Raw genomic sequence first — 13,617 nt, forward strand, 5'->3', positions numbered from 1 at the left:
GGGACCGGGTCGCGTCTCGGGGACCGGGTCGCGTCTCGGGGACCGGGATGCGGCTCGGGGACCGGGTCGCGTCTTGGAGACCGGGATGCGGCTCGGGGACCAAGATCGAAACCGAGCGTCAGGGGCGGGTCGCCTCCCAGGCGGCGCGGCGCGCAGCCTGCGCGACCGGGTCCGGCACGGGCAGCGATGCGAGGAGCCGCTTCGTGTAGTCGTCCTGCGGATCGGTGAGCACCCGGACGGTCGTGCCCTGCTCGCGGATGACGCCGTGCCGCAGCACGACGATGCGGTCCGCGACCTCGTCGACGACGGCGAGGTCGTGGCTGATGAACAGGCACGCGAAGCCGAGGTCGCGCTGCAGCTCGCTGAACAGCTCGAGCACCTTCGCCTGCACGGACACGTCGAGCGCGCTCGTCGGCTCGTCCGCGATCAGGAACTTCGGGTCGAGCGCGAGAGCGCGGGCGAGGGATGCGCGCTGCCGCTGCCCGCCGGACAGCTCGTGCGGGTACCGGTCGCCGAACGTGACGGGGAGGTTCACCGCATCCAGGAGCTCGTTCACGCGCGGGCGCGCCGAGGCGACGCTCCGGGCCCGGTTGTGGACGACGAGCGGTTCCGCGATGCACTCCGCGATCGTCAGGAGCGGGTTGAAGCTCGTCGCAGGGTCCTGGAAGACGAAACCGACGTCGGGCCGGAGCTTCGCCATCTGGCGGCCGCGCGCGCCGCGCAATTCGGTGCCGAGCACCCGCAGCGATCCTTCGACGACGGACGTGAGCCCGACCATGGCACGGCCGATCGTCGTCTTGCCCGATCCGGACTCGCCGACGAGGCCGACGACCTCGCCGGGAGCGATCCAGAAGTCGACGCCCTTCACCGCGACGACGCCGGCGCTGCCGAATCGTCCCGGGTACGCGATGTGCAGGTTCTCCGCGACGACCACCGCGTCGGCGGGCGCCGACTCGGGTGCGGGGGATGCCGCATCCTGGACCGCGCTCTTGCCGCGCCCGACGTGCGGGACCGCCGCCAGCAGCTCCTTCGTGTACTCCTGTCGCGGGTCTGCGAACAGCTCGCGCACGGGCGCCTGCTCGACGATCTGCCCCTGGTACATGACGATGACCCGGTCGGCGAGGTCGGCGACGACGCCCATGTTGTGCGTGATGATCACGATCGTCGCGCCGAACTCGTCGCGACATGTGCGCAGCAGGTCGAGGATCTCCGCCTGGACGGTGACGTCGAGCGCGGTGGTCGGCTCGTCGGCGATGATGAGCCCGGCATCCAGCACGAGCGCCATCGCGATGACGATGCGCTGCTTCTGCCCGCCGGAGAACTGGTGCGGATACTCGTCGACGCGACGCTCCGGGTCGGGGATGCCGACCTTCCGGAGGATCTCGATCGCGCGGGACTTCGCCTCCTTCTTGGAGAGCTTCTCGTGGGCGAGGAGCCCCTCAGCGATCTGGTCCCCGATCGTGAAGACGGGGTTCAGCGCGGTGGACGGCTCCTGGAAGACCATCGCCGCATCCCGCCCGCGCATCGCGCGCAGCTGCGCGGGCGTCGCGTGCACGATGTCGGTCTCCTCGCCCTCGCGACCGTTGATGACGACCGCGCCGGAGAGCGTGGCGGTCTCCGGCAGGAGGCCCAAGAGGGTGTTCGCGGTGACGGTCTTGCCGGAGCCGGACTCGCCGACGATCGCGAGCACCTCACCGGCGTGCGCCTGGAGGGAGATGCCGGAGACGGCGACGACCGGGTCCGCGTCGGTGGCGAACACCACACGGAGATCGTCGATGCGGGCGACATCGATGGCAGTGTCGAGCGGGCTCATGCGGCACCTCCGGCGCGGCGGCGACGACGCAGGCGCGGGTCGCTGAGGTCGTTCAGGCTTTCGCCGATGAGGGTGATGCCGAGCACGACGAGCACGATCGCGACGCCGGGCGGGATGGCGGTCCACCAGATGCCGCTCGTAACGTCCTCGACCGACCGGTTGAGGTCGTAGCCCCATTCGGCCGCGGACGTCGGCTCGATGCCGAAGCCGAGGAAGCCGAGCCCCGCGAGGGTGAGCAGCGCCTCCGACGCGTTGATCGTGACGATGACCGGGATTGTGCGGGTCGAGTTGCGCAGCACGTGGCGGAACAGGATGCGTCCGGTCGGCACGCCGATGACGCGCGCCGACTCGACGAACGGCTCGGCCTTCACGCGGACGACCTCGGCGCGGATGATCCGGAAGTACTGCGGCACGAAGACCACGGTGATCGAGATGGCGGCGGCGAGGATGCCTCCCCACAGGTTCGCCTGACCCTGCGTGATCACGATCGACATGACGATCGCGAGCAGCAGCGATGGGAAGGCGTAGATCGCGTCGGCGATGACCACGAGCGCGCGGTCGAGCCACCCTCCGAAGTAGCCGCTGAGGAGGCCCACCGTCACGCCGATGAAGATCGAGAAGACGATCGCGCAGATGATCGCGAGGAGCGCGGTCTGCGCACCCCAGATCGTGCGCGAGAGAACATCGAACCCGCTGACGGTGGTGCCGAGCAGGTTCACCGGGTTCGGGGGCTGGCGCGTGCCGAAGGCCTTGCCGTCGACGCCCAGCTGCGCCCACCCGTAGGGGGCGAGCCACGGCGCGAAGATCGCGACGAGCACGAAGAGCGTGCCGAGCGACAGGCCGGCGATGAGCATGACCCGCTGCAGACCCACGCTCTGCCGCAGCTGCGACAGGACGGGGATGCGGTCGAGGAGGCGCTTCTTCTGCGGGGCGACCGCGCCCATGGCCACGGTGGTCGGACCGGACATCAGTACCTCACTCGCGGGTCGATCATGACGGCGATGACGTCGACGATGAAGTTCGCGACCGCGACGATGATCGCGATCAGGATGACGATGCCCTGCACGGCGACGAAGTCTCGCGCCTTGAGGTACTCGGAGAGCATGAATCCGAGGCCCTTCCACTCGAACGACGTCTCGGTCAGGACGGCGCCGGACAGGAGCGCCGCGATCTGCAGGCCCATCAGCGTGACGATCGGGATGAGCGCCGGCCGGTACGCGTGCTTGGTCAGCAGGCGGTACTCGCCGACGCCGCGCGAGCGCGCCGACGTCACGTACTGCGCACCGAGCGTGCCGATGACGTTCGTACGGACCAGACGCAGGAAGATCCCCGCAGTCAGGAGGCCCAGCGCGACAGCGGGCAGCACGGCGTGCCAGAGCACATCCGCCACGGCGGCCGGATCCCCCAGCCGTATCGCGTCTATGAGATAGATGCCGCTCGGATTCTGGAGGCTCTGCAGCGCGAGTTCCACGCGGGTGGAGGCGCGACCGGCCACCGGGAAGGCGCCGAGGTTCACCGCGAGGATCAGCTTGAGCAGGATCGCGACGAAGAAGATCGGCGTCGCGTACGCCAGGATCGCGCCGGTGCGCAGCACCGCATCCTGCCACCGCTCGCGCTTGTACGCGGCGATGAGGCCGAACGGGATGCCGATCAGGAACGCGACGATGAGCGCGTAGAACGCGAGCTCGAGGGTCGCGCTGCCGTACTGCAGCAGGATCTGGGTGACCGGCCGGTTGTCGGTGAGGGTCGTGCCCAGATCCCCGCGGAGGAGGCTTCCGAGGTAATCGACGTACTGGATGAAGATCGGCCTGTCATAGCCGGCCTCGTGGATGCGCCTCGCGAGCTCGTCGGGTGCCAGGCGACCGCCGAGCGCCGCGGTGATGGGATCGCCGGTGACCCGCATCAGGATGAAGACGACCGTCACGAGGATGAAGACGGTGGGGATGATCAGCAGGAGGCGGATCAGGATGTAGCGCCACAGCCCGCGCTTCGCGGAGAGGGGTTTGGCGAAATCGGCGGCGTCGACCGCAGTGACCATGAGTGAACCTTAGGACGTGACGACGCGGGCCGGGACGGGAGATCCCACCCCGGCCCGCGTTCGTGCCTTCTACTTGTGCAGCGGTGCGTAACGGAACTTGAACGAGGCGTCCAGGGTCGTGCCCTGCACGTCCTTGCCCACGACCGCGATCTGCGTGCCCTGCAGGAGCGGGATCGTCGAGAGGTCCTTCGCGACGAGGTCCTGGATCTGCTGGATCTGCTGCTTGCGCGATGCCGGGTCGGTGTTCGTGGCCTCCTTGGCGAGGAGGTCCTGCACCTGCGCGTTGTCGTAGTGGTTCGACAGGAAGTTCTCCTTCGAGAAGAACGGCGTCAGGTAGTTGTCGGCGTCCGAGAAGTCCGGGAACCAGCCCAGCTGGTACACCGGGTAGCCGTCGACGCGCTGCTTCTGGTAGGTCACCCACTCGGTCTGCGCGAGGTTGACGGTGAACAGGCCGCCGTTCTCGAGCTGCGACTTGATCTGCGCGTACTCGTCACCCGACGACGGGCCGTAGTGGTCGCCGTTGTACTGCAGGTTCAGCGTGACGGGCGTGGTGACCCCTGCGGCTGCCAGCGTCTGCTTGGCCTTGTCGAGGCTGGGGCCGCCCTTGCCGTCGCCGTAGAGGCCCTTCAGGGACTCGTTGGCACCGGTGAAGCCCTGCGCGACGTAGGAGTACAGCGGCGTGAAGGTGTCCTTGTAGACGTCCTTCGCGATCGCCGAACGGTCGATCAGGTCGGCCGCCGCCTGACGGACCGCGAGCGCCTTCGCGGCGTCCGCGCCCTGGGCGGTCGCGCCGAACGGCATCGTGTTGAAGTTCCACACGATGTAGCGGATGGCGCCACCGGGGCCGTCGACGACCTTCACCTTGCTGTTCGTCTTCAGGTCGGAGATGTCGGCGGGCGACAGGCTCGGGAAGGCGACGTCCACGTTGCCCTGGCCGATGTCGAGCTTCAGGTTCGAGGCATCGGCGTAGTACTTGACCGTGACACCGGAGTTCTGGGCCGCGCCGAGCTCGCCCTGGTAGCCCTTGTAGGGGACGTAGTCGATCAGCTGGTTGACCTTGTACGACTTGATCTCGTACTGACCCGCGAAGGCCTTGCCGCTGACGATCGTGTCGTCCGGCGTGACCTTGTCGGCCGAGAAGACCTTCTCGTCGACGATCGGGGCGGCGGGGCTCGACAGCACCTGGGCCCAGGTCTGGTCGTTCGGGTTCTTGAGGTGGAAGACGACGGTCGTGGCGTCCGGCGTCTCGACGCTCTCGAGGTTGCCGAGCAGCGATGCCGGGCCGTTGGGGTCGTTGATCTTGACCATGCGGTCGAACGAGAACTTCACGTCGGACGAGTCGAGCGCGTCGCCGTTGGCGTACTTCAGACCCGGCTTGAGCTTGACCGTGTACTCGGTCGGCGACGTGAACTCGGCGGACGTGGCGATGTCGGGCGTGACTTCGGCCGTGCCGTACTTGCTGTTCATCAGGAACGGGTAGATCTGGTTCATCACCGCGAACGAGCCGTTGTCGTACGAGCCGGCCGGGTCGATCGACGTGATCTTGTCGGTGGTTCCGATGATGAGCGGCTGCGTGGAGCCGCCGGTGCTGCCACCGCCGCTGTTGTTGCTGCTCGCGCAGCCGGCGAGGACGATCGCCGAGGCGGAGAGCGCGCCGAGCGCCATGAGGGCGCGTGCACGCGTGGATGTCTTCAATGACATGGGACGTACCTCTTTTGTCGGGTCCGCTCGTCTGTGCGACACGTGGCCGGGGTATCCGTGCACGTGCTTCACCGCACCGACGGTCGTTCTTTGCTGTGCGCCGGGTGCCCGACGTGGGATCAGCATACACTAATATCGTACTGAGGCCTAGGGCTCGTCCAGGGCATGGACCATCGAACATCGTTCGATGGTCCATTTTTATCTTCTGACCTGGTGTTGCTTCCGCATCGCGCCGAATCTTCATCGAAGCGCTCTCGGCTGATTCTTAGGAATCTCTTCAGTTATCCGAGGTTTAGTGCGATGCTACTGCCGTTGCCGGAGTCGACGTCGATCTCCCCACCGCTCCCCGTCGACAGTTGACGACGCGCTGGTGTGCAACACCACCTACAAGGGAAGGAGAGAGCCCATGGCATCCTCACCGACGGATCGCCCCCCGCGATCCCGCAGGCGCCGGACGGCAGCGGCCCTCGTGGCCGTCGCCACGGCGACGAGCATGATGTTCCTCGGCAACGGCGTCGCCCAAGCGGCCAATGACCGCGGCATCGACCCGGACGTACTCAATCCGGTCGACCCGCAGAACTGGGTCAACATGGACGACATGACGTGGGACGACTACGTCCCCGTCCCGGGAACGGACTGGGCGCACAAGACGACCGGCTCGAAGCGGCACTTCAACGGTGCGATCGTGCTGGTCGATTTCCAGAACCAGGACTTCGTGATCAGCCAGAAGGAAGGGTCCGACGTGTTCGGCACGCCTTCCGGGCTCGCGAATTCGGTCCCCCGCGATCAGGTCCCGGAGTTCTACCGGAACCTGCTGAACACCCCGAGCCAGCTCAACCACGGCCGCACCATCAACGAGTACTACATGGAGCAGACCGGCGGACGCCTGAGCGTCGACGTGAAGGCGTTCGGGCCCTACCGGCTGCCCGGCAACATCGAGGAGTACGGCCTCAACGACTCGTTCAACAAGACGAACGGCTCGAACGCGACCGTCTGCCCGAAGGGCGACACGTGCAACAAGGACATCCGGACGGATGCCCTCAAGGCATGGGCCGCAGCGACCGGGATCACCGATCCGCTCAGCACGTTCGACGAGGTGTTCTGGGTCACGGCGGGCCACGACGAGTCCGGCACGTGGGAGGAGTTCGGCCCCAAGATCTTCGCGACGAAGGAGGACGTGACCAACCAGTTCGGTCCGCCGCGCGGCGCGGACGGCAAGGCCTATGACCAGAACGGCAAGGAGATGGCGAACTGGTCGAAGACCCGTTACGTCCCCTGGACGAGCTGGGCTGCGGCGACCAACCACTGGCCGAACGCCAACTTCCCCGTCACCGACGCCAACGGCAACGTCATCCGCGCCGGCAACTCCACTCAGGCGGAGTCGAGCGGCATGGGCGTGTTCGCGCACGAGTTCGCCCACATCCTCGGGATCGCCGACAACTACGGGAACCCGTACGGCACGGATGCTGCGGACGGCGGACCGCTGCGCGACACGAGCGGCCCCTTCGACGTGCTCGCCCGCGGCTCGTTCAACGGTCCCGGCGGCACGCACACGCGCTGGAACGTCCCCGCTCTCGCGGGCGCATCCCAGCCGGCGGGCCTCGCGCTGCGCAACCGTCTGAAGCTGAACATGATCGACCCGTCGAGCGTCGTCAACCTCACACGCACGGACCTCAACGCGCTGGGCTCGATCACCGCCGACCTCCAGTCGCGCGAGCTGCAGGAGGACGGCGTCCCGCTCGGGATCAACCTGAAGCTGGACGGCGGCGACAAGTCGAACGGGTCGTGCACCCGCGTCGGCAAGTGGGACTGCGACGGCGGCAGCTATGACAACTACACGCTCGAGGTGATCGACCGCATGGGCACGGACTCGTTCCAGCCCGACAGCGGCGTCATGATCTCCAAGACGAAGAACGCCGACCGCAACCCGTTCATCTGGACGGTCGACGCGAACCCGCAGGACATCGCGACGCTCGACTACGTGCGCGCCGACGGCACCCCGGTGCCGATCACGCGCGGTGACCAGCGCCAGCTGAACGACGCGCTGTTCCACGCCGGCAACAACTCGGGCTCGCAGTTCGAGTACGTCGACCAGGCCAACCGGCTGCAGTTCTACATCGTGAACCGCAGCCGCGACAGTCGCGGCATCCTGCACTACGGCGTCGCCGTCCGTTCGCTCGACAGCGCAGGCCCGCAGGCCCGTGGGGTCAAGCTCGGCGCAGCCGAGTGGAGCGGCAAGATGGGCGAGGGTCTGCGCGGGCTGACCGTTCCCGTCACGAACACCGGTGCAGCTGTCGATGACGCTCGCGCGAACAGCGACATCTACCGGGTGACCGCCAAGATCGACGGCGGCAAGGGCGCCTGGGAGGTCCAGACGCCGAACTCGATCGTCACGGCCAAGGCCGGCGAGACGGTCGACGTTCCGGTGTACCTACACCGCACGGGCACGTCTTCGAACGCGAGCGGGACGGTCACCGTCACGATCACGAGCGAGAACGACCCGTCGGCCACGCAGACGGTCACCTACAAGATGAACGCCGCGACCGGTCAGGGCTGACCCGAGCATGCGTTCGCGTGGTGTCCCGCCTCAGGGCGGGCCACCACGCTCTGGAAAGGAAGGACGGCGGATGACGGACACCACATCCCCGTCGGCGCGGCGAGCCGCTTCGCTCGCCCTCTCTCTCGCGGCTGTCGCCCTGCTCGCCGGGTGCGCCGGCACCGCCGGCGGGTCGGCCGCATCCGACTCCACTCTCGTCGTGCGCGATGGCGCGCTGCGCGCACCGGGCACGGCCTGCTCCGGGTCGGGGCAGTATCTCTTCGTGCACGCCGGCGTGCATCTGACGGTGACCGACGGATCAGGCGGTGTCGTGCTGGATGCGGCGCTGCCGTCCGGCACCGCGACCCGCGCCGACGACAACGACTACGGCAACGCCGCCCGCGTGCCGACCTTCTGCACCTTCGACTTCGCCGCTGCCGGGCTCGAGGCCGGCAGCACGTACGACTTCAGCATCGAGGGCCGCTCCCTCGGCAGCGCGGCATTCCAGCCCGACGCGTCCGGCGGATTCCGGTTCGACTACCCCGCCCTCGGAGATCCCGCGGCGGTGCAGGGAGGAGACCGATGAACAGGATGACGCGACTGACGGCGGCCGCAGCCGGCCTGGCCGTGTTCGCCGGGCTGACGCTGACGGGCTGCGCCTCCCCCGCACGAGGCGGGGTCGAGGCCATCCCGAGCTCGGCACCGGCGGCGGACCGTTTCACGACCGTGGCCGACGCCGTGCCCGCGCCGAAGGCCACCGCGACGCTCATCGACGGCACGCGCGTCGAGCTCGCATCGCTGTGGAAGGGCCGCCCGCTCGTGGTGCAGTTCACCTCCACGTGGTGCACGCAGTGCACGACCGCGGAGGCGGATCTGCGCGCCCTCTCCGAGACCTACGGCGACGACCTCCTCGTCGTGCACGTCGCTCTCGACGAGCCGAACGCGACGATCCAGAAGTACCTCGACGACAACGAGGTCACCGGTCCCGTGATCGTCGACCGCACCGGATCGATCTGGCGCGACTACGCGGTGAAGGAGCCGCCCATGACCGCGCTCATCGACACCTCGGGCGGGATCGTGCGGATGTGGCCGGGCGGCGCATCCGGAGACCAGCTGCGCACGGCTCTCGAGAACGTCATCACCGGCTGAGGGCAGGTCGGGGCGTTCCGGCGCCTCCCGCGCGGGGCGTTCCGGTGCCTCCCACGCGCCGCTCAGACGGCGACGCGCAGATCCATGGGTCGGAAGAGGCGCTCGAGCTCGCTCGCGCCGTCGAGGTCGACATCCGTCGCATCCGCGCCCGATGCCCACTCCTCGGGACGCGGCATGGCGCGCCGGAGCGCGGTCGACCGCGAGCGCCGCGGACCCACGACGCGGATGCGGTCCCCTCCGTGGCCGACGCGGCATCCCCACGTGCGCAGCGATTCGACCCGCACCTGCGCGCCGGCACGGAGGAGCGCGCGGTGCAGCCGGTCGGACAGCGGCCAGCCCAGGCTGACATCGATCCGCGTCCCGCCGCGGATGGCCGCGAGCAGCACCCGCAGGACGTCGCGCAGCTCCGTTCCGTCGGCAGCGCGCACCGCGATGCGCATCGGGGCTCGATGCCCGCCGGCACGCAGGCGCAGCCAGGCGCTCTCGTCGACCGCGATCGCTCCGCGCAGGAGATCGACATCGGACTCGCGAAGGGAGTCCCGCGCGGCCGCCGCGATGTCGGCGAGGATGCGGTCGACCTCGCCGTCGCCGTCGCCGATCCGCTCGTCCGTCACACGCTCGCCGATGGTCGCACTCATCATGTGGTCCTCTTCTCATCCTGATCCGACGGCCTCGCGTGCGGCCGATATCGGCGCGTTCCGCCCAGTGTGCCGGTACCCCGGCGTAACCGGAAGTGCCAGAATCTAACCAATGCTGTGAAGTCATCCTTAATAAGGAGTCCTGGGGGACATGCTCGATCTACGCCGGATGCGGTTCCTCTACGAGTTCCAGCAGCGCGGTACGCTCGCCGCCGTCGCCCGCGCATACTCCTACTCTCCTTCGTTCATCTCGCAGCAGATCGCGACGCTCGAGCGCGAGGCGGGGACCGCCCTCCTGCGGCGTACGGGCCGTCGCGCACAGCTCACCCCGCAGGGGGAGCTGCTGGCCACCCGCGCCGGGGAGATCCTCGACCGGATGGAGCGGGCCTCCGCCGAGCTCGCCGCCTACGCGGACGTCGTGACCGGGACCTGCCGCATCGCGGTGTTCCAGTCCGTGTCGCACACCGTGCTGCCGCGCGCGATCGCCGGGCTGTCCGCGCGCCACCCGCAGCTTCGCGTCGAGATCGTCGAGCGCGAGCCCGAGCAGGGACTGTTCGAGACCGCCGCCCGCGAGTTCGACCTGGTGATCGCGGAGCAGTACCCGGGCGTGACCCGTCCGCGCAGATCCGGTCTCGATCATGTGACGCTCGGCGAGGATGCGCCGTTCCTGGTGACCGCGCGTTCGGGCCCCCTCCACGTCACGACGCTCGCCGCCGGCGAGTCCCTTCCCTGGATCGCCGAGCCGCGGGGGACCGCGTCGCGGATCTGGCTCACCCAGCTCTGCCGGGCCGCCGGGTTCGAACCGGACGTCCGCTACGAGACCAACGACCTCGTGACGCACCTGCGCATGATCGAGGCCGGGCTCGCGGTCGGCATCCTCCCCCAGCTCATCCTCGCGTCGATGCGGGCCGACGTGGCGTTGCACCGTCTGCCGCTGACGGCCGGGCGCGAGCTCTTCAGCGCCGCGCGGGAGACGACGGTGGATCTGCCGATGCTCACTGTCGTGCGCGCGGCACTCGCCGAGGCGTTCGACGCCGCGATGGCGATGGGGCAGCCCGGAGTCGAGCCCGATGCCGATCCGTGTCAGTGCGGGCAGGCTGCCGCATCCCGCAGCACGTGATCGCGGACGAGAACGAGGAGCCCCGCCGCATCCGCCTCCATGAGCCGATCCAGGATCAGGTGGTGCTCGGTGGCGGACTGCCGCAGCTCGGGCGTCTCGATGCGGGATGCGAGGCTGCCGAGGCGCGTCTCCTGCCGCAGTGAGGTCGCGAGCTGCGAGAGCCGCTCGTTCTCCAGCAGGCGGAGGATCTCTCGATGGAAGCCCTGATCGGCGTCGAGATACCCCGCCAGGTCGCCCTCGTCGATGGCACGCACGCCCTGGTCTGCGAGGGCCCGGAACTCCCCGATGCGGTCACGGGGGAAGATCGGCGCAATCGCCGCCATCGCGGACGACTCGAGCCACGCCCGCACGGTCGTGATCTCCCTTGTCTCGCGCTCGCTCATATGCGTGACGCGGAATCCTTTGTTGCGCACGGGCTCGACGAAGCCGCGATGCTGCAGATTCACCATCGCCTCGCGGACGGGGGTCGCCGACACGGCGAACTGCGCGGCGAGCGACGGAACGGTCACGAGGGTGCCCGGTGCGAGCTCGCCGATGACGATCGCCGTGCTGAGCATGTTCTCGACCTCGTTGCGGAGGTTGCCGTGGCTGTCTCCGCGGGAAGCGCGTCTCGCATCCAAGAGCGCACCCCCTTCATCACGCCATGTGCGGCTCCATCGCTCGGACTTCAGCATAGGGGAGGGTGTGCAAAGCGCCCGATCCTGCCCCTGATCAGGTGACGGAGGCCGATCGTCACGCGCGGTGGGTGACGAATGTCACGGACGGAACATGACTGCCGGACGAAGCGCACCCCGCCTCCGAACGCGAGGGTGGATGCATGGAAACCACAGAACTGCGCTCGAGTGCCGAGCGCACCGCGGCCGGATCGGCGATCGCCGCATCCGGTCTCGTCAAGAGCTTCGGCAAGGTGCGCGCCGTGCGCGGCGTCGACCTGTCGGTCCGCCCCGGCGAGATCGTCGCTTTCCTCGGACCGAACGGCGCCGGCAAGACGACGACGATCGACATGCTGCTCGGCCTCTCTGAGCCGGATGCCGGTTCCGTGCGGGTGTTCGGCCACTCACCGCGCGGTGCGATCGCCCACGGTCTCGTCTCGGCGGTGCTGCAGACGGGCGGTCTTCTCAAGGACATCACGGTGCGCGAGACGCTGCAGCTCACGGCCTCGCTCTTCGCGGACACGCGTCCCATCGACGAGGTCCTCGAGCGCGCCGGCATCCGCGAGATCGGCGACCGGAAGGTGGGCGTCTGCTCGGGAGGCCAGCAGCAGCGGCTCCGTTTCGCGATGGCACTCCTCTCCGACCCCGGGCTCCTCATCCTGGACGAGCCCACGACGGGCATGGACGTCGAAGGCCGGCGCGCGTTCTGGAGCGCGATCCGCGCGGATGCCGCGCGCGGCCGCACCGTGCTGTTCGCGACGCACTATCTCGACGAGGCCGACGAATACGCCGACCGCATCGTGCTGATGAGCCGCGGCAAGATCGTCGCGGACGGCACCACGGCCGAGATCAAGAACCTCGTCTCCGGCCGGGTGGTGCGCTTCACGCTCCCCGACGCCGACCAGGTCGCCCTGGCTGGCCTGCCGGGCGTCGACAGCGTGCAGACGCAGGGCGGGCGGGTCGCCGTCCAGACGAGCGACTCCGATGCGCTGGCCCGCTACCTCCTCACCCAGACGGAAGCGCGCGACATCGAGATCACCGCGCAGAACCTCGAGAGCGTGTTCCTCGCGCTCACCTCCGAAGGAGACGAAGAATGACCGGCACATCCTCCACCGACCGCGTGCAGCTCGACCGCCGCGTTCCTCCGTTCGGCGGCTTCAACCTCACGTATCTCGGCATCGAGCTGAAACGGAAGCTCCGCAACCGCCGCACGCTCATCTTCACGGTGGCGTTCCCGGTCGTGATGTTCATCGTGGTCGGCGCGCGGTTCCTGACGATCCCGATCACGTCGACCCCGGTGTCGCAGGGGGGACCGTCGGTCGCCGCGTACATCATGGTCTCGATGGCGGTCTATGGCGCCATGATGTCGGCCACGCAGACGGGCGCCTCCGTCGCCGTCGAGCGCGCGCAGGGCTGGAGCCGGCAGCTGCGTCTGACGCCGCTGAACCCGTTCGTCAACGTCATCATCAAGATGATCGCGGGGATGCTGCTGGGCCTGCTGGCCGTGGTCGCGACCTACATCACGGGCGCGATCGCCGGCGTGCACCTCACCCCGGTGCAGTGGATCGCCACCGGGCTCATCGGCTGGCTGCTCGCGAGCGCGGTCTTCACGACGCTCGGGCTCATGGTCGGCTACATGGTCCCCGGCGAGAACGCCGCACAGGTGACGAGTCTCGTGATCGTGATCCTGTCGTTCATCGGCGGCATCTTCTACCCGATCAACAACATGCCCGACTTCCTGCAGACGATCGCGAAGTTCACGCCCGTCTACGGCATCGGACAGCTGGCCCGCGCACCCCTCACCGGCGACGCGTTCGACATCTGGGCGCTCGTGAACGTGATCGTGTGGTTCGGGATCTTCCTCGTCGGCACGGTGTACTTCTTCCGCCGCGACACGAAGCGCGTCTGAGAGCCGCCGCTCACCCTCTGATCCGCTCCGGGCATCAGGGGGTGAGCGCGTGGCGGGCGG

12 protein-coding genes are annotated in these 13,617 nt (G+C 68.6%); 6 read left to right on the plus strand and 6 right to left on the minus strand.

The window, feature by feature from the left end; all coding sequences use genetic code 11:
• Positions 1-118 precede the first annotated feature (118 nt).
• The 4 genes from QSV35_RS01485 to QSV35_RS01500 all read right to left on the minus strand — a co-directional run bounded on the left by QSV35_RS01485 (position 119) and on the right by QSV35_RS01500 (position 5,552).
• Positions 119-1,813 carry a dipeptide ABC transporter ATP-binding protein gene (locus tag QSV35_RS01485; protein WP_286285988.1) on the minus strand — a complete coding sequence of 565 codons (1,695 nt, stop codon included), beginning with the start codon at positions 1,811-1,813 and terminating at the stop codon, positions 119-121.
• Positions 1,810-2,781, minus strand: coding sequence for an ABC transporter permease (locus QSV35_RS01490; protein ID WP_286285989.1), 972 nt, complete (start codon positions 2,779-2,781; stop codon positions 1,810-1,812). Before QSV35_RS01490 ends, QSV35_RS01485 begins: the two co-directional genes overlap by 4 nt.
• Entirely contained in the window at positions 2,781-3,851 is a 1,071-nt protein-coding gene (locus QSV35_RS01495) for an ABC transporter permease (protein WP_286285991.1), read from the minus strand. Before QSV35_RS01495 ends, QSV35_RS01490 begins: the two co-directional genes overlap by 1 nt.
• A 69-nt stretch (positions 3,852-3,920) precedes the next feature.
• On the minus strand, positions 3,921-5,552 hold the full coding sequence (locus QSV35_RS01500) for an ABC transporter substrate-binding protein (protein ID WP_286285992.1): 1,632 nt from the start codon (positions 5,550-5,552) through the stop codon (positions 3,921-3,923).
• A gap of 406 nt (positions 5,553-5,958) precedes the next feature.
• Here QSV35_RS01500 and QSV35_RS01505 point away from each other — a divergent pair, with 406 nt between their 5' ends.
• From QSV35_RS01505 to QSV35_RS01515, 3 genes are all read left to right on the plus strand, one after another.
• Complete coding sequence (locus QSV35_RS01505; protein ID WP_286285994.1) at positions 5,959-8,109, plus strand: hypothetical protein; 2,151 nt, start codon at positions 5,959-5,961, stop codon at positions 8,107-8,109.
• 70 nt (positions 8,110-8,179) lie between these two features.
• Positions 8,180-8,674 carry a hypothetical protein gene (locus tag QSV35_RS01510; protein ID WP_286285995.1) on the plus strand — a complete coding sequence of 165 codons (495 nt, stop codon included), beginning with the start codon at positions 8,180-8,182 and terminating at the stop codon, positions 8,672-8,674.
• A complete protein-coding gene (locus QSV35_RS01515) occupies positions 8,671-9,237 on the plus strand; it encodes a TlpA family protein disulfide reductase (protein WP_286285997.1) in 567 nt (188 codons plus the stop codon). The genes QSV35_RS01510 and QSV35_RS01515 overlap by 4 nt, the downstream gene beginning before the upstream one ends.
• Before the next feature lie 62 nt (positions 9,238-9,299).
• Here the strand turns inward: QSV35_RS01515 and QSV35_RS01520 are convergent, their stop codons facing one another.
• A complete protein-coding gene (locus QSV35_RS01520; protein WP_286285999.1) occupies positions 9,300-9,878 on the minus strand; it encodes a hypothetical protein in 579 nt (192 codons plus the stop codon).
• 148 nt (positions 9,879-10,026) lie between these two features.
• Between QSV35_RS01520 and QSV35_RS01525 the strand changes: the two genes are divergently transcribed.
• Entirely contained in the window at positions 10,027-10,995 is a 969-nt protein-coding gene (locus QSV35_RS01525; protein WP_286286001.1) for a LysR substrate-binding domain-containing protein, read from the plus strand.
• Here the strand turns inward: QSV35_RS01525 and QSV35_RS01530 are convergent.
• Positions 10,959-11,615, minus strand: coding sequence for a GntR family transcriptional regulator (locus QSV35_RS01530; RefSeq protein ID WP_286286003.1), 657 nt, complete (start codon positions 11,613-11,615; stop codon positions 10,959-10,961). The genes QSV35_RS01525 and QSV35_RS01530 overlap by 37 nt on opposite strands.
• Before the next feature lie 197 nt (positions 11,616-11,812).
• Here QSV35_RS01530 and QSV35_RS01535 point away from each other — a divergent pair, with 197 nt between their 5' ends.
• Positions 11,813-12,745, plus strand: a complete 933-nt coding sequence (locus tag QSV35_RS01535; RefSeq protein WP_286286005.1) for an ABC transporter ATP-binding protein — start codon at positions 11,813-11,815, stop codon at positions 12,743-12,745.
• Positions 12,742-13,557: an ABC transporter permease gene (locus QSV35_RS01540; RefSeq protein ID WP_286286007.1), complete on the plus strand. Its 816-nt coding sequence runs from the start codon at positions 12,742-12,744 to the stop codon at positions 13,555-13,557. Before QSV35_RS01535 ends, QSV35_RS01540 begins: the two co-directional genes overlap by 4 nt.
• Positions 13,558-13,617 lie beyond the last annotated feature (60 nt).

Origin of the sequence: Microbacterium candidum (genome assembly GCF_030315975.1) — a bacterium.
Taxonomy (GTDB): Bacteria; Actinomycetota; Actinomycetes; order Actinomycetales; family Microbacteriaceae; genus Microbacterium; species Microbacterium candidum.

Bases quoted from the DNA above. Each gene is read 5' to 3' on its own strand.
- QSV35_RS01485 (WP_286285988.1), bottom strand. From the start codon at position 1,813: ATGAGCCCGCTCGACACTGCCATCGATGTCGCCCGCATCGACGATCTC.
- QSV35_RS01490 (WP_286285989.1), bottom strand. From the start codon at position 2,781: ATGTCCGGTCCGACCACCGTGGCCATGGGCGCGGTCGCCCCGCAGAAG.
- QSV35_RS01495 (WP_286285991.1), bottom strand. From the start codon at position 3,851: ATGGTCACTGCGGTCGACGCCGCCGATTTCGCCAAACCCCTCTCCGCG.
- QSV35_RS01500 (WP_286285992.1), bottom strand. From the start codon at position 5,552: ATGTCATTGAAGACATCCACGCGTGCACGCGCCCTCATGGCGCTCGGC.
- QSV35_RS01505 (WP_286285994.1), top strand. From the start codon at position 5,959: ATGGCATCCTCACCGACGGATCGCCCCCCGCGATCCCGCAGGCGCCGG.
- QSV35_RS01510 (WP_286285995.1), top strand. From the start codon at position 8,180: ATGACGGACACCACATCCCCGTCGGCGCGGCGAGCCGCTTCGCTCGCC.
- QSV35_RS01515 (WP_286285997.1), top strand. From the start codon at position 8,671: ATGAACAGGATGACGCGACTGACGGCGGCCGCAGCCGGCCTGGCCGTG.
- QSV35_RS01520 (WP_286285999.1), bottom strand. From the start codon at position 9,878: ATGATGAGTGCGACCATCGGCGAGCGTGTGACGGACGAGCGGATCGGC.
- QSV35_RS01525 (WP_286286001.1), top strand. From the start codon at position 10,027: ATGCTCGATCTACGCCGGATGCGGTTCCTCTACGAGTTCCAGCAGCGC.
- QSV35_RS01535 (WP_286286005.1), top strand. From the start codon at position 11,813: ATGGAAACCACAGAACTGCGCTCGAGTGCCGAGCGCACCGCGGCCGGA.
- QSV35_RS01540 (WP_286286007.1), top strand. From the start codon at position 12,742: ATGACCGGCACATCCTCCACCGACCGCGTGCAGCTCGACCGCCGCGTT.